The organism is Streptomyces sp. NPDC060027 (assembly GCF_042737005.1).
Lineage (GTDB): Bacteria > Actinomycetota > Actinomycetes > Streptomycetales > Streptomycetaceae > Streptomyces.
Genome location: NZ_JBHWVI010000058.1, coordinates 1 through 19,617, shown reverse-complemented (window position 1 = coordinate 19,617; position 19,617 = coordinate 1). Strand labels below are relative to the sequence as shown.

Below are 19,617 nucleotides of genomic sequence, written 5' to 3'. Positions count from 1 at the left end.
ATGCAGCCGCTCGGAGTCGACGAGCCCACGGTCGTGGGGCCCTACCGGCTGCTCGGCCGGCTGGGCTCGGGCGGCATGGGGCGCGTGTATCTGGGACGCAGCGCGGGCGGGCGTACGGTCGCGGTCAAGATCGTGCATCCGCACTTCGCGCTCGACGAGGAGTTCCGGGCCCGCTTCCGCCGCGAGGTCGACGCCGCGCAGCGGGTGGGCGGCGCGTGGACGGCCCCCGTCCTGGACGCCGACCCGGAGGCGCCGATCCCCTGGGTCGCCACCGGCTACGCGGCCGGCCCTTCGCTGACGGGCGCCGTCGCGGACGGCGGACCGCTTCCGGTGCACTCCGCGCGTGTTCTCGGCGCCGGGCTCGCCGAGGCGCTCGCGGCGGTCCACGCGCTCGGCCTCGTCCACCGCGACGTCAAACCCTCCAACGTGCTGCTCACCCTCGACGGCCCGCTCCTGATCGACTTCGGCATCGCCCGGGCCACGGACGGCACCGCCTCCCTGACCTCGACGGGCGTCTCGGTCGGCTCCCCCGGCTACATGTCCCCCGAGCAGATCCTCGGCAAGGGCGTCACGGGAGCCGCGGACGTCTTCTCGCTCGGCGCGGTCCTCGCGTACGCCGCGACCGGCGAGCCCCCCTTCCCCGGCGACTCCTCCGCCTCCCTCCTCTACAAGGTGGTGCACGAGGAGCCGCGACTCGACTCCCTGGACGGCGAGTTGCGCGAGCTGGTGGCGTCCTGCCTGGCCAAGGAGCCTGCGGCGCGGCCCACTCCGGGCGAGGTGGCCGTCCGGCTCGCACCGCAGGGGGCCGCCCGGCTGGTGTCGGCGGGATGGCTGCCGGGCTCCCTGGTCGAGCAGGTGAGCCGAAGTGCCGTACAGCTGCTGAACCTTGAGGCGACCGGCGCCGCGGAGGTCGCGCCCTCCGGGCCGGTGGGCTTCAGCAGCCCCTCGGTGGAGTCCGGTCCGGGTACCGCGAGCGCCGCCGGGTCCGGAGCGGCGACGCCCGGCGGGGTGGCCGGAGCGCCGGGCGGCGGCTTCGGAGGTCCGGGCCCGGGCTCCGCGGCGCCCGGCTCGGCCGGCGGGTTCGGGCCGCCTCCTCAGGGCTTCGGGCCGCCTCCGCCTCCGATGCCCACGTACGTACCGGGGCAGCGCGAGAGCCGGGCCGCCGGACCCCAGGATGCGGTACACCGCGAGGGTGCGCCGGGTCAGCAGCCGTACGACCGCCCGGGCAAGGTCTCCGTCAGCGTGGCCGCGACCTCCGCGCCCGGATCCGACGGGCGCGGCCGCAGGATGAGCTGCACGGTCGCCCTGGCGGTCGCCGGAGCGCTGGCGGCGGTGACCGTGGGCTCGGCGTTCCTCTTCGACCTGCTGCCGGGCGGCGGCGACACGAACGACCAGGGCAGCGCGTCGGGCGAACGTCCGTCGGCCACCGCGAGCCGGAGCGCTTCCGACGCGGGTCCGTCGGCGAGCGCGAGCGAACCCGGACCGGATGACACGGCGAGCCCTTCCGAACCGGGTTCCTCGGCGAGCGCTCCCGAACCGAGCGGGCAGCCGTCCACGATCCCGGCCTCCTACCTCGGCACCTGGGAGGGCGACGGCCTCGCCCTCAACGGCACCCTCCCCATGGGCACGTTCCGCGTCACCGTCCACCAGGCCGCCGTGGGCGAGGAGTTGGGCACCTTCCGGCAGACCGACCAGATCGGCGGCATCTGCGACGACGTCCTCATCCTCAAGAAGGTCACGAAGAAGCAGATCGTCGCCACGAGCGTGGCCGAGAAGTCCAACCGCGACGTCTGCACCAAGGGCCGGCACGAGGTACGGCTGACTCCCGTCGGCAGCTCCCTCACCTACGACACGGACAACGCCGAGGCGGGGGATCCGGTGGCCAGGATGACGAAGGTCGACTGACCGGGGGCACCCGGTTCAGCCGGCCGACGCGTCCTCGCGGGCATTCGTGACCTTGATGAGCACGGCGATCAGCGCCGCGGCGACGAGCACTGTCGAGAGCAGGCCGAGGGCCCAGACCCAGGGGTACTCCTCGTGGACCCAGCAGGGGTCGCCCAGGCTGTAGCACCCGGAGTCCCAGTTGCGCCGGTACCTGGGGCGCGTGGTCGCGGCCACGACCAGCGCCCAGAAGACGCAGACGGCGAGGCCGGGCAGGGAGGCGGCCACCCAGCCGAGCGAACGCAGCGGGCTCACCTTCCACTTCATCCGGGAGAGCGTCGCGATCACGACGGCGAGCCCGAGCGGCAGTACGGCACCGACGGCGGCCGCGAAGCCGTACCCGCCGCCGGGTGAGGCGGGGGCGACCCGGCCCCAGAGCTCGGGCCCCCACTCATGCTCGGTCATGGCGAACCCGGCGACCGCCACCAGACAGACCAGCAGGATCAGGCAGCCCGAGCCCGCGTCCTTCCAGGACGTCTTCTCCTTCGCCTGCTGCCACGCGGACGGCCGCTGCCGCACATGTTCGTAGCGCAACGCCGCCACCGCGGCCCTCCGCCGCTTCGGCTTCGCCGATCCGCTCACCGGATCCGCCCCCTCTTCCTTCTCCCGCTCTGCCTTCGCTTCCTTCTCCGCCTGCTCTGCCTTTTTTTGCCTTCTCTCACCTGCCCGACGCGGCGGGTCACATCGGCGTCGTCACCGTCAGCGGCTCGCCGTCCCCGAGGTGCAGCAGGCCCTTGCCGGGCGCGACCGGCCCGCCGACCATGCTCCGGTTCGTCCGGATGCCGATCAGCTCGCCCGCGGAGGAGTCCTGGGGGGAGAGCAGGATGCCGCGGCGGCCCTTCTTCATCTCGACCTGCCAGCCGGAGAAACCGCTGCACACGTCCTCCTCGTCACCGGCGATGACCAGGCCGAGACCGCGTTCGGTGCCGCGCTGCACGATCCGCTTGAAGACCGTCTGGGCGTCGCAGTCCTCCAGGACCTCGCCGTCGTCGACCAGGACCACGATCGGCTCCTCGCGCGACGCCGAGTCGATGGCCTCGCGCAGGTCGTCGCTCTCGATGTCGTCCTCGTCGAAGACCTTCAACACGCCGTCCTGTCCGTCCAGTTCGCGCAACGGTGACGGGCGGGGCGCCGCGACGACCAGACGTACGCCCTGGGCCAGATAGGACCGGGCCATGTTCAACAGGGTCGTACTCCGGCCGGACTTGGCCGGGCCGGCGATGACGAACGTCGGCACGCCCTGGGAGAGGTCAGGACCGAAGCCCATGATGTCGTCGCCGCCGATGCCCACCAGACTCCACAGCCTGGAGCGGGAGGCGTCCGGGTCGCGCATCTCCCAGGCGTCGGTGAAGCCGATCCGGGTGGGCAGCACATCGACCCGGAACGGGCGCCTGGCACGCGGCAGTTCCGCGTCGCGGGCCGCGGCGGCCTCGCCGATCGCCCCGATCGCGGCGGCCTGGCCCTGACCCGTGGAATCCTCGGTGAGCAGGGCGAACTGGGTCTCGGTGCCGTGCTCGTTGCGGTAGCCGCGGCCGGGCGGGATCTCCTCGGGGATCTTGCGGGCGTTGATGCCGATCAGCGAGAAGTCGGAGCGGTCGGCGAGCCGCAGACCGTACTTGTCCTCGGTGAGCGAGCCGATCCGGGTGGAGAGGATCTGGCGGTCACCCGTCATCACCAGGTGCAGGCCGACGCTCGCGCCCTCCCGCATCATCGCGGTGAGCTGGTCGGTCAGGTCGCCGTGGTCGTACTCGCCGAGCGTCGGCAGCCAGCCCTCCCACCGGTCGAGCAGCACCACGATGTGCGGAAGCCGCTCGTCCTCCGGCACCGCGGCCCGCTGCTCGCCGATGTCGGCGAAGCCCTTGTCCGCCAACAGATCCTGTCTGCGGGTGAGTTCACCCTTCAGGCGGGCGATGAGGCGGACCACGCGCTCGGTCTGGTTGCGGCCGACGACGGCGCCGCAGTGCGGCAGCCGCGTCAGCGCGTTGAGTGCGCCGTTGCCGCAGTCGATGCCGTACAGATGGACGTCGGCCGCCGAGTGGGTGCGGGCCAGCGAGCCCGCGATCGTCCGCAGGATCTGTGAACGGCCACTGCGCGGGGCACCGCCGATGAGCAGATGCCCGAAGGTGGCGAAGTCCACCACGACGGGTCGGCGGGCCTGGTCGGCGGGCAGGTCCTCGACGCCGTACGGGGCGGGCGGCAGCTTGCCCGGACCGCCCGCGAACGCGGGCACCCGGATCTCGTCGAGCAGCAGCGTCTCGGAGAGCGCGGGCAGCCAGGGGCTGTGCTGCGGCGGGATGCCGAGGGAATGGTTGGCCTCGCGCACCGCGTCGACCAGGACCTTCAGGTCGGTGATCTCCTCCTCCTCGCGCTGCTCGGCCTTCGGCTTGACCAGCGCGGCCCGCCCGAGGTCCTCCCAGGCGAGCGGTCCCGCCCAGGGCGCGAGCGCCGTCGGATCGGCGGCACCGGGCCGGCGGCCACCGACGCGGCCCGACTGGAACGGCACGAGCGAGGCGTGCCCGAGCCGGACGTAGGCCCGGCCCGGTGTGCTCTTGGAGATGTGCCCGGCCTCGGGGGAGTCGATGACGTCGCTGGACTCGCCGCCGTCGGTCACGCGCAGCGCGATACGGAGGTTGGTGTTGGCCCGGATCTCGGGCGAGACGACACCGCTCGGCCGCTGGGTGGCGAGCAGCAGGTGGATGCCGAGCGACCGGCCCCGCTGGGCGATGTTGACCAGGCCCGTCACGAAGTCCGGCAGGTCACGCACCATGGAGGCGAACTCGTCGATGACGATGAGGAGTCGGGGCACGGAGGCGTGCGAGGGATCACGGCGTACGAGATCCTGGTAGTCCTCGATGTCCTTGGCGTCGGCGGCGGCGAGGATGTGCTCGCGCCGCTTGAGCTCCGCGCCGAGCGATTCCAGTGCGCGTTCGACGAGATGGGCGTCGAGGTCGGTCACCATGCCGACGGTGTGCGGGAGTTTGACGCAGTCCTTGAACGCCGAGCCGCCCTTGTAGTCGACGAGCACGAACGTCATGTTCTCGGGGGTGTTGGCCACGGCCAGCGACGCCACGATGGTCTGGAGCAGCTCCGACTTGCCGGAACCCGTCGTACCGGCGATCAGACCGTGCGGGCCGTCGCGCCGCATGTCGATGCCGAACGCGCCGTCGTACGACTCACCGATGACCGCCGTCGTCGACTGCCCGCCCATCCGCCAGCGTGCGCTGATCGCGGCACCGGTCGGCGGCTCCAACTGCAGTACGTCGAGCAGCCGGCTGGCAGCGGGGAGCGCCGAGTCCTCGGTCTCGCCGCTGATGTCGCGCAGCGGGGACAGCGAGCGGGCCAGCCGGCCGCACCAGGCCGCGGACACGAAGTCCGGCCGTACGTCCCGTACCCGCGCGATGCCCGTCTGCTGGACGCGCAGCCGCAGTTCGAGGGCCTTGTCCGCGCCCGCCGCGGAGTCGTCGGGCTCGGTGGCGTGCCAGGCGTGGAAGGAGGGGAAGCCACCGGGGGCGGCCGGCGCGGTCCGGGCCGGCCGCTGGGCGGTCGCGTGCTCCTCGGGCTTGGGCTCCGCGATGACGATGGCCTGGCACTCGCCGGGCAGGAACCGCTCCTCGGCGTCCAGGCAGATCGCGTACATGGACATGGCCGGGCCCTCGCGCAGCAGCCGCACCACCCCCGGCATGGACCGCAGCCGCCGGGAACCGTCCCAGACGACGACGATGTCCGGATCGCTGAACGCGGCCTTGTTGCCGTTCTGCCGGGCGGCCTTCTGGCGGGCGTCGAGGAGCTGGGTCAGCTCACCGATGCGCGCTCCGACGGTCTCGGCGTCCGTGCCGATGAGGACGTTGGCGTCCTGGGCCCCGGCGGGCCGGCTGTGCGGCAGCCAGCGCACCCAGTCCCAGCTCTCCCGGCCGCTGTTCTCCGTCAGGACGTAGAACTGGACGTCCAGCGGGCTGTGCAGCACCGCGGTCTGCGCGACGGCCCAACGCCCCAGCGCCTGCGCCGAGTCGCCGGGTCCGGCGATGCCGATGACCCCGCGCTCGCCCAGCGGAAGGGCGACCGGCGCGTCCTCGATGGTCCAGGTGACCTGACGTTTGTGGTCGTCCTGCTCCGGGTCGTCGAGCACCACCTCGGAGGGCAGTTGGCCGGTGCCGACCCGCAGCAGCAGATGGTCGGCGTCGGTGCGGCGGCGCTCCCACAGCCGGGTGCGCGGCCCGGTGCCCAGGGACAGCACGGTCGCCGGATCGGGTATCGCCCGGCGCCGGTCGAGCCGTTCGGCGAGCAGGGCCTCCTGGGCGTCCTTCTCGATCCGCGCCTTGTGCTCGTTGTACTCCTTGACCTGCTTGGCATGGGACTTGCGCCCCTGCTTCTTGTCCATCAGGTAGTTGCCCAGCATGATCAGCGGACTCAGCAGGGCCATGATCATGTAGTACCAGCGTCCGAAGACCATCACCATGACGACGGCGGAGACCAGCGGGGTCAGGGCCATCAGCCAAGGCAGCGGACGGGCTTCGTAGTCCCGTACGGGGCTCGGCAGCCGGAACTTGGTCTCGCGCTCCGGCGGATGCAGCCGCGGCGGCCGGTTGTAGTCCAGCCCGGCACCGTCGTCCGACCACTTGAGCGCGGCGTCGGGAGCCGCGTAACGGTCGAGCTGGAGAAGGGTGTTGGCGACGGCGACCTCGCTGCCGAGCGGCCACTCGTCGTCCTCGCGTTCCTCGACGGGACCGCCGTCGAGGGTGACGCCCTCCTTCTCCCCGTGCACGGCGACGCGACACGTTCCGTCCGTTGCAACTGACAACGTCAGCGCCCTTTGCGGAAGTTCGGGATCGTCGATCCGCAGGTACGACGACGCTCCGGCACCGATGTCGTAGCGGCCGATCCCGAGCCGGTGCACGGAGCCCGCCGACGGACCGCCGGCCACCCGCAGTTCGACGAGCCCGGTCGGCTCGCCGGGCAGGCATCCGGCGGGGTCGTGCAGACTGACGACGGCGCCTTCGCGCAGCGGAGAGGTGCCGATCGTCGCGGCCGGATCGACGGGATATCCGTCGACGTACGCGAGGGGTGCGCCCCCGGCCGAGGCTCCCTGGTGCTGCCCGAGGGGAATGATCTGCGCACCACCGCCGTAACCGACGTGCTCCGCCAGCTCTTTGGCGATGTCCCCCACCGAGGACTCGGGATCCGCATCAAGAACCACGTCGGCGGTGGCGCCGCCGAGCGGGTCGACGACGGTCAGAGTCAGCCGCACGCTCGTCCTCCCCCAGACACCCTGGGCCGCTTCCGGAACGCGGGCCACAGTGCTCTCGACGATAGCCGCTCACCGCTTCCCGCAGGCAACGCCCCTTGTGAGGGAACCAGGGAGGCCCCGGCCGGACACCGCCTCTGGTGCGGGCTCGTGACAGAACCGGGGTGTGCTCCTGCAAGCGTCGTAAGTAAGCTGCTTGCTCGATGCGGACGATCACACCATCCGTATCAGGAGCCACGGGGGTTGGCCCTGCGGCGAGTTGAAGCATGGAGGACGCCACATGGCCGGCGGCAAAGACGCGGACATCACTTACGACAAGATGCGGCACGCTGCTAAGCGACTCGGCCACGAGAAGGAGAAGATGGAGGACAAGCTCCACGGCCTCGACAGCTACATCGACGGCCTCGTCGCCGACGGTTACACGACGTCCAAGGGTTCCCAGGCCTTCGACGACTCCTTCAAGGAGTTCACCAAGGGCATGAAGGACACCCTGGAGGGCCTCAAGGGCATGGCCAAGTTCCTCGAGGACGCCGCGAAGGCGTACGAGGACCTTGATGATCAGCTGGCCAAGGGTGTCAAGGGCTGAGGCCCTTCTGGGCTTGAGTCCGACCCGGTGCGATGGGGTGCCCCGGCCCCCATCGCATCGGTGTGTTCCCGTCGGCTTCGGGGGGGTCGTCCGGCTGTCCGTTGCCGGCGGTGGGACCGTGCGGGGCGGTCCGGGCCCGGACGACGACATTGATCCGGTCCTGGGCCGATGTCCTCCGTCGCGCCCCGGCGCGAAAGGAACGACATGACCGCACCGGATGACGGAGCTCCCTTGGTGGAGGGCTTCGAGTGCAGCTTCGAATTCCGGCCGGGATGGATCGACCTGACGCTCCGCGAAGGGACCAGAGCCGAGGCGAAGGCGCTGGCCACGTACGTCGTGAACAGCCTGGATCCGCTCGCGCTGGAGATCGAGAAGAGCGCGGTCCTCGATGACATGGTCGAGCGGGCCGTGGCCCTCGACGACGACACCCCCACACTCGCGGCGGCGTTCTACACCGAGAGCGGCGAGGCTCTCGCCAGCCTCACGGCCGACTCGTACGGCGACGAGGGTGTGGAGCGTCCCACTCGCGAGGAGGTCCAGCCCGCCCTCCTGGAGTGGGTGAACGCCGAGGTCGCGGGGGATCCACAGGTCGACCACCTGGATCTGCCCGCCGGGCCCGCCGTGCGGGTGCAGGCGATGCTTCGGGTGAAGCGCGTGTTCGGCCTCCGGCGAAGGCTGACCGGGTTCATCAGGTACGCGGTCCTCCCGCCCGGAATGAAGAGCCTGATCGTCGTCACCGTCACCTGGGAGGCGATCGCCCGTACGGAAGAGCTCGCCGAGCTCGCCGAGCTCGCCGCCGAGGCCGTGCAGACGCTGCGGATCACTCCGATAGCCTCGGACGGCGGTGGGGCGATCGCTGACAGAGGCACCCGAAGTGGGGATTGATGCTCAACTTCTCCACGTCCGTCGATCGGGTGGTGGAGCTGTTCGCGAAGCTGCCGAACGTCCGCGGAGGGCTGGAAGATTCTGCCGGTAGTACACCGGTCAGCGGCATCCGGATTGAATCCGAGGCGATCTCGTCAGGCGTGGACGGCGCTGTTTTTCCGGGCCTTCAGTGTCTGCGCCGTCCAGGCTCGGCATCGAACGGGCTCACGACGGACCGCCACCGGCCGCTTCACCGATCCGAAGGCTTCTGGCGAAGGTATCGACGGCGTCGAAGGAGGCTTCGAGAAGGGCCGGGTCGTCGTAGTGGCCCTTGAGGACCAGATCGATGTTGTGGGCCGGGTCGTTCCATGCGTAGGCGACGGAGAGCATCAAGCCGCCGTCGGGTCCGGTCCAACTGCGCATACTGCGCAGACCCTCGCCGAAATAGGGAGAGTCGAAGGGAACGGTCTCCACGCGCATGCTGGCTTCGGCGGCCGCGGGGTCCGGCTCTGCCAGCATGCTCAGGTGGAGGGGACTGTGGTTCTCGTCGCAGGCGAACCGCTTGGTGAAGAAGACCAGGGGAGCGGCCTGCGGCGGCATCGGCCCGAAGATGAACGCCTGCTCCGCCCCCACGCGCTCGCCCAGCATGACCGCCGAGCCCTCCAGAAACCGCTTCATCTGCCGCTTCTCCCGCCAGGTGAGCTTGCGCCGGTGCAGCAGGGAACTGGCGTCGAGGAACAGGTCCAGCCACTGCGCGAACTCCGACCTGCCGACACCCAGCGGCATCGGAAACCACACGGCCGGGTCGGAGTCCGTCTCGATGATCAACATGCGTAGCTCCAGCGGAAGGTGGTCATCACAGCGTCGAAGAGTTCGATCAAGGTCTCGGTGAATTCGATCTCCATGTCGGGTGCGGTCAGAGCGCTGAAGGAGAAGGTCAGCCACTGGGCGGGGACAGAGTCCGGGATCGGGACGGTGTACTGAACCCGCCAGGACGGCACGTCGATGTCCTCGTCTGGATCGGCCGGCACCTTCTTCACGGTGCGCAGGGAAGCCGTTCCGTCGAGTTCGCGGACCGAGCAGTCCTCGGAATCACGCGCGAGATCGATGAGTACGGCCTCGGGCTCGATGGTGTCCGTCGGTGCGCGAAGGGGCTCGGATGCGATGAAGGAAGCCGGGATGATCACGCCGTGCATGCGTTCGACCGGGAGGTAGAGAGTCAGGCCGTCGGCCTTCCGGGCCTGCCGAACGGTCTGCTGCAGTTCCTTCGTGAGCCGGAGCCGGGCCCTTGGCATGTCGTCCTTCGGGAATCCGGGAGGGAGTTGGGCCACGGACTTCTGAACGATTCGCCGGACAGCTGCTGTTGTACCGCTCTGGAGCGGAACGGTGTCCCATCCGGGCGGTGGCACCAGATTGAACCCTGTCGGCACGCGGGACGATTCCACGGAGTTCTCAGGACGTGACACTTCGGTTCCGAATCTTCTCCGCGACCCAGGTCGCACCGACCAGCACCGTGAACAGCGGGGCCCCGATGATTCCGGGCCAGAAGGACGTGAGGAGACACGGCAGCGTGATGGCCCAGCCCATGGCGAGGTCCCGCGTCAGCAGCGGTGGCCGCCTGCTGGGAGTCGGATTCCTGGCCAGGATCCACAGCAGATGGACCAGGCAGCCGGACAGCGTCGCCCAGTAGATCCAGAACAGCACGTCACGACCGGCAGCGGGGATCGCCAGTGAGATTCCGATCAACGGGAAGATGGAAACCAGCGCGCCGATGATGGTCACCCGCACTCTGAAATTGGCTCCCGTGCCCAACTGTTCCCTGAGGGACTCAGCCATTCCTCCTGCTTTCCTTGCCGCGTCCACCGGTGTTCCGGGCGCGAGTCCGAGTGTTCACCAGTGGGTGTCCGCGGCGGGCATCCAGCCGCTTTCCTTCCATGTGTTGTAGCTCTCGTTGTAGGGCTTGTCCCCTGGGGACAAGCCGTGTTGGTCCAGCCAGCCGATGGAGTCGCTCTTGCTCAAGGACTTGTCCATGAAGTCCACCCCCATGCCCGCGTAGGCGGCTCCCATGGAGGCTCCGTACCCCAGGCGTCCCAGAATGGAGGCCCCGCCGGACGCGGAGCCGGGGAAGGCTCCCTGGTTCGAGCGGAGCTGACCGAACAACCCGGCGGCTTCGTCGTCACCCAGATGCAGCCATTTGGAGACGGTGGAGATCTCGGTCGGCCCCTTGGCGACCAGACCGGTGTCCCGGGAGATCTTCTTCAAGGTGAACTGTCGGAGATCCGAGAAGAATTTCCGCGAAACGTCGTCCTGAGCGCCCGCCATGGCCCGGCTCAGATCGTTCAGCATGCCCTTGTGCGATCTGAGGCCGGCTTTGAGCCCGGCTGTCCGTCCGGTCTGTGCGGCAGCGGTGGTGACCTTGTTCGCGCCCTTGAGCATGTTGATGCCACCCCGGCCGATGCCCATCAGCAGCAGACCACCGATGTCGAAGGCCAGATCGGTCCAGGAGGCGTCGCCGGAGGCGACCAGCATGGATCTGGTGAGGATGGTCAGGAGGGCGATCCCGAGGACCAGGAGGTTCAGCCCGGGAATCCAGATGGCGACGAGCCCGGCGAGGGTGGCGATCCATCCGAGGGCGTCGAGTACGGTCTTGATCCAGTCCGCGTTGTCATGGAACCAGCCCTTGACGTTGTCCCACCACGAGTCTTCGATGACGTCGTCGATCTCGTCCCTGATCTTGCCCGCGTGGTGGGCTGCGCGGGTGTCGCGGTCTCCGGTGATGACGTCCAGTTGGGTCCTGTACGTCCGCAGGGGGTCGTCGTCGGCTCCGCCGGTGGACGGCGGCGGGGCGGTCTTGTCGCCTGTGTCCGACTCCTTCGCCTTCTCGGCCTCGATCTCCTCCTGCTTCTCCTTGGCCCGTCGCAGAACTCGGTCGGCGTCGGACTGGAAGTCCTCCAACTCGTTCGCCCAGGTGCTGAGATGGCTGTGGACGCGCTCGTAGCGGCTGGCCACTTCCCGCATGTGCTTCTCCAGCGTCCCGGAGTCCTCGCGCAGACGCTTGACGTACTTGCCCTTGAGCTTGTCCTCCTTGCTGAGAGCTTGGAGGTTCTTGGCCTGGTCGCGGAGCTTCTCGGCGACCGACACCATGTGGCGGACTTCGTCGCGGATCTCCTCAGGGTCGCCGGGTACCGGGTCGGCGTTGCAGAGGGGCTGCCAGTCGGCCGGTCGGCGTTTGGATGTCGTAGTCGTCACTTCTTCGGCTTCTTCTCGTCGCGCTTGCTCAGTTCGTCGTCGAGTTCCTCGAAGGCCTTCTTGGTGCCAGCCACCAGCTTGCCGACCGACTCGATGCCCTCGATGAGCTTGGTGCGGTAGTCGTCCCAGTTGTCGACGAAATCCCCCATGGCGTCCGCTATCGCGCCGGAGCCCCAGTGCTGGCGCATGTCGTCGCGCCGGTTCTCGATGTCCTTGAATGTCCGCTGGAGTTGGCCGAGCCTTCGCTCGGAGTCCGAGAGGAACTCGTAATCGACCGTCAGATCCGGTTCAGCCACCGGGAAGCCTTCCTTCGAGTCTCATCGGCTGCGTCGTCGTGGCGGCCCTTCGGCGGCGGTGCCGTCTTCACGCAGAGCGCGGCAGCAACGAGCGAAGAGCGCTTCACTGGAGACTCCACTCATGACAAAGGATTGGTCAAGGGTGGTCACGCTATCGGTGGGGCTGATGGTTTCGCCAGGCCGGAAGTCTTCTTAAAAGCATGCCAATTATGGATTATGTAGGAGGAGTTGGATTCTTCCGTGCACGCCCTGTGTGCGTCCTCACCATGTGGCGGATCCAGCAAAGGGGTGATGCCCGCGGCCGAACGAAGCTGCCTGCATTCGCGGCAGCTACCGGATGTCCCCGGGCTGAGGCGTTCCGGGCAGGCCCAGGAGCCGGGTGTCGGACGTGTCCTGGGCGACACTCCGCGGATCCGATCGTGTTGCGCGGCGTCGGCGATTCGAGCGGTGGTGTCCGAGGCCCCTCAGATGCGGGCCTCGGACGGGAGCCGTCAGTGGTTGACGGACTGGATCTCCTGGACGGTGATGTCCTGGGTCGTCCCGAAGGTCCCGTCGGGAAGGTCGCCGCCGGTCCCACCGGTGCCGGTCCAGTCGACCTCCCAGGTGATCGTCGCCCGGAGCTTGTACGTCCCGTCGCCCGACGAGCGCAGGTACTTGATCCCGCACGGCGGTGTCTCGCGGGCCTTGCCCTTGGCGTACGGCGCACCGATCGAGTCGTCGTCGTTCAGCCGGCACTCACCCGAGTTCGGGTAGGTCTCCGCGTCGCTCGTGCCGGGCTCCAGCCTGAGCGAGACGGGCTTCGCGGTGGTCGTCGCCGAGATGTTGAGCCCGGCGACATCGAGCGCCGCGGTCACGGACACCTTCTTGAACGTCGCCTTGTCGAGCCAGGCCCAGGTCGGCAGGTTGACCTTGGTGATGTCCTCGGGGGCGAGGGTGATCTCGGTGTCGGGCACCTTGATCCGGCTGTACGCGAGCTGGGCCAGGATTTCCGGCGTCACCGCGTTCCTCACGTTCGGGGTCTCGCCGTTCTCCACCCAGAAGGTGGCCGTGTCGCAGGCGAAGGCGGCGGGGTCGCCAGATTCCTCTCGGTCCTTGTCGCGGACCGCGTCCCACCACAGGCCCTTGCCCGTCTCGGACTTGTTGAAGTCCTTGTAGGGCTGACCGTTCTTGTAGCGCTCCTTAGCGAGGTTGTACGCCTCACCCACGCCGCTGGCGTTCGGGATGTCCCAGTCCTTCTGGAACTCCTTGGCGAATTCGTCCGGTGTCCACTTGGGCTCGTACCAACAGGCAGGCGGAGACCAGTCGCCGACGGGAGTGAACCCACCCGAACGCGTTCTCTTGGAACCGCCGGTGGAACCGCTGTAGACAATGCGCGACTCGAGGGTCCTGCCGCCGTCCTTCTGGTTGTCTCCCTCGACATCGAACTGGGACCCCCCGGGACCCTTGGCGAAGGCGCTGGTGGGCACGGACAGCGCACAGGCGATCGCGAGCGCTCCGACCATGGTCACGGCACGCGACCTGGTCACCGAACGCACGTCTTGCTCCCCCGTACGGACGTCCCGTCGGAGGTCTGCCACACGCCCTGGCCGTTCTTCTCCAGGCGCGTGTTGTACAGCACGTAGGCGTCGTTCCCGGCGGGTGTCCGGTCGACCTTCTTGGTCTTCCGGTTCTTGTTGTATGCCTTGGTCTCGTCGGCGCAGTACGAGACGCCCGCGGACTTGTTGTCGAAGATTTCGACCTTCGGGCTGAAGTAGCGCGTGGTGCCGGTGTACGTGATTCCGGCGTCCAGCCACTTCTGCACCCATTGGGCGGACGAGGTCAACGCCTTGCCCTTGTAGTAGAAGGTCATGCCGGGGGTGTTCGACGTGCCCTTGATGATGGCGTCGTTGGTGGCCGTCTGCGCGCGGCCGGCATCCGCGAGGATGGCGTCCTTCTTCGTGTCGCCTGTCTTCCAGCCCTCGAACTCGTCCTTCACGTCACTCGGCAGGGTGATGTCCGGCCGGTCAGCGCTGTCTGCTGAGCTCGTGCTGGGTGAAGCGGGCTTGCTGGCGCCGCCGTTGTCCGCCCCCGCGATCTTGTCGTTGTCCTTCGGACTGTCACCCCCGCTGCCACAGGCCGTCAGCAGCAGGGCTGTTGCCGCGGCGAACGCGGCAGCAACGGGCAAAGAGCGGCGGTTCACAGTGGACTCCCCGTGAGACATCGGTTGAGCGAAGTCAGTCAAGGGCAATGACGGTATCCGTGGGGCTCTTGGTTTCGCCAGGCTGAACCCTCCTTCTGGATGGGGTCATACGGGGTGGAGTCGGTGTGAAATGGAGGCTTGCTGGAGCCTGATCGTGTCCATGGCCACATCCACCCGCCCGCGTCCGGGCCCGCTTCCACACCTCACCCCGACTTTGCGTTCCGCACCTTCACAAGTCCGGCAGGCGCGTGCAAGTCCCCTGCCTCCGGGTGGGCCAGAGACCGCACCGCCCCACCTCGTAGGCTGACCCGAGCCGAACAGGTCGAACAGAAAGACGAACGACGATCCCCCGGGGACACGCCAGGTTCCTGCGACAAAAGAGTGGTTGATGCTCAACTTCTCCACGCCCGTCGATCCGTCGGCCGATCGCATGGTGGAGCCGTCCGACATCTCTTCCGGACCCCTTCACCGGACCTGACTCGCCCACGGCACCACCCATCCCACGCCGCTCCGGCGGCCGCGACGGCAGGAGAGACACTGGTGAGCCACCAACAACACGCGAAGTACTTGCAGTTCACCGGGGACGACCGTGCCGTGCATGCCATGGTCCCCTCGTCCGTCATCGTCGGGGTTCCCTCGGCCAGGGCGCTGGCCGAGAAGTACGGCCGCGAACTGCGGTTCGACTTCCTCGACGAAAAGGCCGTCCATCGGATGTTGTTCCATCGGTGGGAGGACAACAGGAAGGCGGGCGGTATCGGATGCCTGGGGGCAGTTCCGCTGACCGTCTTCGGATTCGGCGCCTGGCCCTTCTGGGATCTCGTGGCGTCCCAGAGGCCACGCTCATTCCAGATCGCGTTCATCGGCCTGGACGCGCTGATCGTCGTCGGATCGATCGTGGGCATGTATCTGTGGCGGCGTACCAGCCTCCTGGACCCGTCGATGCGCAACGTACGCGTACGGGCGCGCAGATATCGCGAGATCGCGGGCGCCGCCCGCCGGGGTGGAGCCGATATCCCGGCCCGGTACCCCTACTACGGCATGTACGCCTCGTCCCGGAGGTTCTTTCCGGACGCCCCCGAACTGCCCATGCCCGACGCGGAGCAACGCGCGTGACGGTCCCTCCAGGGCTGTGAGCGAGGAGCCGTTTCGGGCCGCCCCGCTCCGCCCGCCGTGAACGCGGACGGCTCGCACATCCCCGGGGCCGCAGGCGCCGGATTCACCCGGTGGCCGCGTCTGCACCACCCGTCCGCGAACGCCGCAGCACATACATATGGAGCTCGCTCCGCCGCTCCTCCGTGATCAGGGTCAGCCAGGAGCCGTCGGTGAAGCGGATGCGCAGTCTGTCGCTGGCGTGTTCACCGCGGAGGGGGTCCTCGAGGACCGCGTCCTCGGAGGGGATCTCCGCGACGACCTGTACGAGGCTCTCCCGGCGGATGGACACGCGCTTCGGCGGCGCGGCCAACACGGTGCGGCCCTTGGTCAGGGCGACGAGCCGCTGGTGGTGGGAGGAGTGGCCGTACCAGCGCAGCAGGAGCTGCCCGGCGGCGCCCTTCCAGTCGCCGTCGAAGGTCTTGTCGAGTCCGTGTTCGGTGACGGCCCGGTCGCGGAGCTCGGCCGCCCGGCGTTCGGACCGGGCCGCGTCACGCTCCTCCTTCGTCGACAGCAGTACCTGGAGGGCTTCTGCTCCGGTCGCGAGGAGCCCGAGGAGCAGGCCGATGAGCATGAAGGGAGCGGCGAGGACGACCCCGGCCATGGCAGGCGGCCGCATGAACGCCGGCCGGGTTCGCAGCGCACCGGCCGCCTGCCGGACGTCCTCAGGGGGCTCGGGAATCCTGCCGATCGTGCACCAGGCCGCGGCATCCGGAGTGAACCCGAGACGGTTCCTCCGGGAAGCGGGGAGAGCGCTGTTCCTTCGCGCGTTCCGTGCCTGCCCCGACCGGGGTCCGGCACCGGTCGTGCTCGCGGCTCCTGTCGGGGCGCCGGACGGATCCACGGAGTTTCCAGGACGTGACAGAGACTCAGCCATTCCTCCTGCCTTTCTTACCGCGGTCACCTGGGTTCCGGGGTGCGACTGCGAGTGCTCACCGCCGAGTGTCCGCCGCGGGCATCCAGCCGGACTTCGACGAATCGCCATGGCGCGGACGGCGGCAGTCACCGGTTGACGGACTGGATCTCCTGCACCGTGACGTCCTGCTCGTTGCCGAAGGTCCCGTCAGGCAGTCGCGTCTGCCCCGGGCTACCTGTTCCGGTCCAGGTGATCTCCCACGTCACCGTCGCCTTGAGAGCGAATGTGCCGTCACCGGAGGAGCGCAGGTACTCGAGCCCGCAGGGTGGGGTCCGTTCCGACTTGCCCTTGGCGTACGGCTCACCGATCGAACCGTCGTCGTTGATCGCGCATTCGCCGGAGGCCGGGTAGGTCTCCGCGTCCTTCGTGCCCGGTTCGAGCTTGAGGGCGACGGGCTTGGCCGTCGTGGTGGCCTGGATGTCGAGGCCGCCCACGTTGATCCGCGCGGTGACGTCTACGGGCTTGAACTTGGCCTTGTCCAGCCATGCCCACGTCGGGAGGTTCACCTTCGTGGTGTTCTCGGGCGCCAGGGTGACCTGGGTCTCCGGGAGCCGGAGCCTCTTGTACGCCAGCTCCGCGAGGACCTTCGGGGTGACGGCGTCGGGGACGTCGGGGGTGTCCCCGTTCACGACCCAGAAGGGCATCTCGTTGCAGCGCTGCGCCGCGGGTTCCATCCAACGGTCGGGATCCTGGACCGCGACCCACCAGGTGCCCTCGTCGGCCATGTCGAGGTTGTAGTTCAGGTACTTGCCGTCCTTGTACATGTCCCGGAACTGCCCGACGGCGGTCTTCGCGTAGCTGTGCTGCCCCGGGTAGTTGACCGTCTCGGTGTACATGCCCTCTACGTACTCCTGAAAGGCCTCGGCCGTGCGCGGCTCGTACCAGCAGGCCGGGGGCGTCCAGTTCCCGACGGGAGTGACGTTGCCCTTGCTGCCGCCACCGTCGCCCTTGGAGCTACCGCTGTAGCGGACCATGGACACGATGTCGGTCCCGGACCGTCCGCCGCCCGTCTCCTTGTTCTCGCCGTTGGACTTGCCCCCAGGTCCCCATCCGGCCATCGCCGTGCCCGGTGTCAAGGCGCAGACGCCCATGACAGCCCCCACGACCAGCCATCGGCCGCGCCGCCTCGTCAAGGCGTGCATATCTTGTTCCCCCGTTCCGACACGAGCTTGCTGGTCTGCCAGATCCCCTTGTCGTTCTTCTCCAGGCGCGTGCTGTAGAGCACGTACGAGTCGTCGTTCGCGGGTGTCCTGTCGACCTTCTGCGTCTTGCGGTTCTTGTTGAACGCCTTGCTCTCGTCGGCGCAGTAGGAAAGCCCCGCCGACTGCTTGCCGAACACTTCGAGCTTGGGCGAGAAGTAGCGGACCGCCCCGGTGAACGTGGAACCTGAGTCGACGATGGTGTTCACCCAGTCCTGGCTGCCAGGAAGGGCGGAGCCGGCCTGATAGAAGGAGAGCGCCTCGGACTTGGGGTCACCCTTGACGACCGCGTACGTGACGGCCGTCTGGGCGTGCCCGGCGTCGGCCAGGATCGTGTCCTTGGTCGCGTCGCCGGTCTTCCAGCCCTGGAAGGTCTCCTTGATGTCGCCCGGCAGCGTCAGATCGGGGCGCGTGACAGTGTCCGAAGCGCTCGTGCTCGGCGAAGCCGAACCCGTCTCGTTCTGATCCGCCCCCGCGATCTTGTCGTTGTCCTTCGGACTGTCACCCCCGCTGCCACAGGCCGTCAGCAGCAGGGCTGTTGTCGCGGCGAACGCGGCAGCAACGGGCAAAGAGCGGCGGTTCACAGTGGACTCCCCGTGAGACATCGGTTGAGCGAAGTCAGTCAAGGGCAATGACGGTATCCGTGGGGCTCTTGGTTTCGCCAGGCTGAATCCTCCTTCTGGATGGGGTCATACGGGGTGGTTTTGGTGTGAAGTGGCGGCCCGCTGCCGCCTGATCGTGTCCATGGCCACATCCGCCCACCCACGTCCGGACCCGCCTCCACGCCTCGCCCCGACTTTGCTTTCCGCACCCTCACAAGCCCGGCCGACGCGTTCGCGGCCCCGGCTCCCGGGTGGACCAGAGGCCGCACCGCCCCACCTCGTAGGCTGACCCGAGCCGAACAGGTCGAACAGGCCGAACGACATACCGAATAGCAGGTCGACCAGCAGGCCGCAGGCTGCAGGCTGAACAGCAGGACGAACGACGAACCCGGGGGACACGCCATGGCCCGCTACATGGAGACGCTCACCGTCGAGCGCGGCGGATTTCGCATCAGGGTGCCCGAGTCGTGGTGGGAGTTCGACGTGCGGCCGGAGTCGCGGGACGACTCGATCCGGCGGATGGTGAGCGAACGGATCGCGCAGCGACCGGAGTTGGCTCAGTACCGCGACACCTACACCGCCTTCCTGCGCAAGGCCTCGGCGGACGCCTGGAAGTCCGGTGCGCTGTACTGCGGATGCATGGCGGAGTCCTTCGGCGGTGACACCCCGATCACCGGCTCGGTCACCGTCTCGATCGTCGGCGGCCGCTCGCAGTCCGGCGAGCCCCTTTCCACCGACCCGCGGACGATCGCGGGCCAACTCGCCGTGCGCGAGGCCAAGAAGGAGGGGGACGCCTGGCGCAAGGTGACCACCGTCGAGATACCCGGCGTCGGTCCCGCCGCGCGGACGTACGGCATCGAGGACATCGTCGTACCCGACGACAGCCTTCAGCGCACGATCCGCGCGGTGCTCATGCAGACGTTCATCCCCGTGCCCGGCCAGGAGGGCAAGGTCGCCCTGGTCGCCGGCAGCAGCCAGGTCCTCGACCTTGCCGACTCCTTCTTCGACATCTTCGACGCCATCACCTCGACGTTCCGTTTTGCCGATCAGTAGGCGCCGATCACCAGGCGCCGACCAGTAGACCCCCTGCGGCGCCGGCGTCGGTGGTCCCCCTTCCTCGCCTCACGCCCACCCAGTAACTTCGCTTGTGCGTACGATTGTTGTTGGTGTTGCCATTGGTGTTGCTGTCACGGGGGTTGCGGCATGGCGGGGAATCGGCCGGGGGACTGGCATGTCCTGGATCTGGACAAGGATCCGACGCCGGGTGACCCGGACCGGGTGCGGCATCTGTCCAAGAACCTGCACGATTTCGCCGATGACGTGTCGGATGCGCTGCGTCTGATCAAGGGGATGGCGGACGAGGATGCCGTTCTGCGGTGGGCGGGGAAGTCGGC

The 19,617-nt window shown here is 68.6% G+C and carries 17 protein-coding genes and 1 pseudogene; 6 read left to right on the top strand and 12 right to left on the bottom strand.

What is annotated here, in order from left to right:
* A complete protein-coding gene (locus ACFWBT_RS17160; RefSeq protein ID WP_385700881.1) occupies nt 1–1,905 on the top strand; it encodes a protein kinase in 1,905 nt (634 codons plus the stop codon).
* A 15-nt stretch (nt 1,906–1,920) separates the two neighbouring features.
* On the opposite strand, the gene ACFWBT_RS17155 is transcribed toward ACFWBT_RS17160, so the two are convergent.
* A complete protein-coding gene (locus ACFWBT_RS17155) occupies nt 1,921–2,523 on the bottom strand; it encodes a hypothetical protein (protein ID WP_385700837.1) in 603 nt (200 codons plus the stop codon).
* A 97-nt stretch (nt 2,524–2,620) separates the two neighbouring features.
* Nucleotides 2,621–7,186, bottom strand: a complete 4,566-nt coding sequence (locus ACFWBT_RS17150; RefSeq protein WP_385700835.1) for an FtsK/SpoIIIE domain-containing protein — start codon at nt 7,184–7,186, stop codon at nt 2,621–2,623.
* Nucleotides 7,187–7,463: 277 nt separating this feature from the next.
* Between ACFWBT_RS17150 and ACFWBT_RS17145 the strand changes: the two genes are divergently transcribed.
* Both ACFWBT_RS17145 and ACFWBT_RS17140 read left to right on the top strand, forming a co-directional pair.
* A complete protein-coding gene (locus tag ACFWBT_RS17145; RefSeq protein ID WP_266761472.1) occupies nt 7,464–7,769 on the top strand; it encodes a WXG100 family type VII secretion target in 306 nt (101 codons plus the stop codon).
* Nucleotides 7,770–7,973: 204 nt separating this feature from the next.
* On the top strand, nt 7,974–8,654 hold the full coding sequence (locus ACFWBT_RS17140; protein WP_385700833.1) for a hypothetical protein: 681 nt from the start codon (nt 7,974–7,976) through the stop codon (nt 8,652–8,654).
* Between the two features lie 204 nt (nt 8,655–8,858).
* Here the strand turns inward: ACFWBT_RS17140 and ACFWBT_RS17135 are convergent, their stop codons facing one another.
* The 7 genes from ACFWBT_RS17135 to ACFWBT_RS17105 all read right to left on the bottom strand — a co-directional run bounded on the left by ACFWBT_RS17135 (nt 8,859) and on the right by ACFWBT_RS17105 (nt 14,357).
* Nucleotides 8,859–9,464 carry a hypothetical protein gene (locus ACFWBT_RS17135; RefSeq protein WP_385700831.1) on the bottom strand — a complete coding sequence of 202 codons (606 nt, stop codon included), beginning with the start codon at nt 9,462–9,464 and terminating at the stop codon, nt 8,859–8,861.
* A complete protein-coding gene (locus tag ACFWBT_RS17130; RefSeq protein WP_385700828.1) occupies nt 9,458–9,964 on the bottom strand; it encodes a hypothetical protein in 507 nt (168 codons plus the stop codon). Before ACFWBT_RS17130 ends, ACFWBT_RS17135 begins: the two co-directional genes overlap by 7 nt.
* A 121-nt stretch (nt 9,965–10,085) precedes the next feature.
* Nucleotides 10,086–10,469, bottom strand: a complete 384-nt coding sequence (locus ACFWBT_RS17125) for a hypothetical protein (RefSeq protein WP_385700826.1) — start codon at nt 10,467–10,469, stop codon at nt 10,086–10,088.
* Between the two features lie 54 nt (nt 10,470–10,523).
* The gene (locus ACFWBT_RS17120; RefSeq protein WP_385700823.1) at nt 10,524–11,882 is read right to left on the bottom strand and encodes a hypothetical protein; all 1,359 of its coding nucleotides are present in this window, start codon (nt 11,880–11,882) and stop codon (nt 10,524–10,526) included.
* Nucleotides 11,879–12,178 carry a WXG100 family type VII secretion target gene (locus ACFWBT_RS17115; RefSeq protein ID WP_385700820.1) on the bottom strand — a complete coding sequence of 100 codons (300 nt, stop codon included), beginning with the start codon at nt 12,176–12,178 and terminating at the stop codon, nt 11,879–11,881. Before ACFWBT_RS17115 ends, ACFWBT_RS17120 begins: the two co-directional genes overlap by 4 nt.
* Before the next feature lie 491 nt (nt 12,179–12,669).
* Nucleotides 12,670–13,680, bottom strand: a complete 1,011-nt coding sequence (locus ACFWBT_RS17110) for a hypothetical protein (protein WP_385700879.1) — start codon at nt 13,678–13,680, stop codon at nt 12,670–12,672.
* Nucleotides 13,681–13,700: 20 nt separating this feature from the next.
* A complete protein-coding gene (locus tag ACFWBT_RS17105; RefSeq protein ID WP_385700817.1) occupies nt 13,701–14,357 on the bottom strand; it encodes a hypothetical protein in 657 nt (218 codons plus the stop codon).
* 540 nt (nt 14,358–14,897) lie between these two features.
* On the opposite strand from ACFWBT_RS17105, the gene ACFWBT_RS17100 reads away from it, so the two are divergent.
* Nucleotides 14,898–15,470: a hypothetical protein gene (locus ACFWBT_RS17100; RefSeq protein ID WP_385700814.1), complete on the top strand. Its 573-nt coding sequence runs from the start codon at nt 14,898–14,900 to the stop codon at nt 15,468–15,470.
* 103 nt (nt 15,471–15,573) lie between these two features.
* Here the strand turns inward: ACFWBT_RS17100 and ACFWBT_RS17095 are convergent, their stop codons facing one another.
* The 3 genes from ACFWBT_RS17095 to ACFWBT_RS17085 all read right to left on the bottom strand — a co-directional run bounded on the left by ACFWBT_RS17095 (nt 15,574) and on the right by ACFWBT_RS17085 (nt 18,205).
* On the bottom strand, nt 15,574–16,110 hold the full coding sequence (locus ACFWBT_RS17095; RefSeq protein WP_385700811.1) for a hypothetical protein: 537 nt from the start codon (nt 16,108–16,110) through the stop codon (nt 15,574–15,576).
* Between the two features lie 398 nt (nt 16,111–16,508).
* Nucleotides 16,509–17,564: a hypothetical protein gene (locus tag ACFWBT_RS17090; RefSeq protein WP_385700809.1), complete on the bottom strand. Its 1,056-nt coding sequence runs from the start codon at nt 17,562–17,564 to the stop codon at nt 16,509–16,511.
* Nucleotides 17,552–18,205 carry a hypothetical protein gene (locus tag ACFWBT_RS17085; protein ID WP_385700806.1) on the bottom strand — a complete coding sequence of 218 codons (654 nt, stop codon included), beginning with the start codon at nt 18,203–18,205 and terminating at the stop codon, nt 17,552–17,554. The genes ACFWBT_RS17090 and ACFWBT_RS17085 overlap by 13 nt, the downstream gene beginning before the upstream one ends.
* A 420-nt stretch (nt 18,206–18,625) precedes the next feature.
* Here ACFWBT_RS17085 and ACFWBT_RS17080 point away from each other — a divergent pair, with 420 nt between their 5' ends.
* Together ACFWBT_RS17080 and ACFWBT_RS17075 are read left to right on the top strand one after the other, a co-directional pair.
* Nucleotides 18,626–19,276, top strand: coding sequence for a hypothetical protein (locus ACFWBT_RS17080; RefSeq protein WP_385700803.1), 651 nt, complete (start codon nt 18,626–18,628; stop codon nt 19,274–19,276).
* Between the two features lie 150 nt (nt 19,277–19,426).
* Nucleotides 19,427–19,617 (top strand): annotated as a pseudogene (locus ACFWBT_RS17075) (hypothetical protein); the annotation flags it as partial.

Bases quoted from the DNA above. Each gene is read 5' to 3' on its own strand.
- ACFWBT_RS17090 (WP_385700809.1), bottom strand. From the start codon at position 17,564: ATGCACGCCTTGACGAGGCGGCGCGGCCGATGGCTGGTCGTGGGGGCT.
- ACFWBT_RS17145 (WP_266761472.1), top strand. From the start codon at position 7,464: ATGGCCGGCGGCAAAGACGCGGACATCACTTACGACAAGATGCGGCAC.
- ACFWBT_RS17110 (WP_385700879.1), bottom strand. From the start codon at position 13,680: ATGGTCGGAGCGCTCGCGATCGCCTGTGCGCTGTCCGTGCCCACCAGC.
- ACFWBT_RS17080 (WP_385700803.1), top strand. From the start codon at position 18,626: ATGGCCCGCTACATGGAGACGCTCACCGTCGAGCGCGGCGGATTTCGC.
- ACFWBT_RS17140 (WP_385700833.1), top strand. From the start codon at position 7,974: ATGACCGCACCGGATGACGGAGCTCCCTTGGTGGAGGGCTTCGAGTGC.
- ACFWBT_RS17135 (WP_385700831.1), bottom strand. From the start codon at position 9,464: ATGTTGATCATCGAGACGGACTCCGACCCGGCCGTGTGGTTTCCGATG.
- ACFWBT_RS17095 (WP_385700811.1), bottom strand. From the start codon at position 16,110: ATGGCCGGGGTCGTCCTCGCCGCTCCCTTCATGCTCATCGGCCTGCTC.
- ACFWBT_RS17160 (WP_385700881.1), top strand. From the start codon at position 1: ATGCAGCCGCTCGGAGTCGACGAGCCCACGGTCGTGGGGCCCTACCGG.
- ACFWBT_RS17125 (WP_385700826.1), bottom strand. From the start codon at position 10,469: ATGGCTGAGTCCCTCAGGGAACAGTTGGGCACGGGAGCCAATTTCAGA.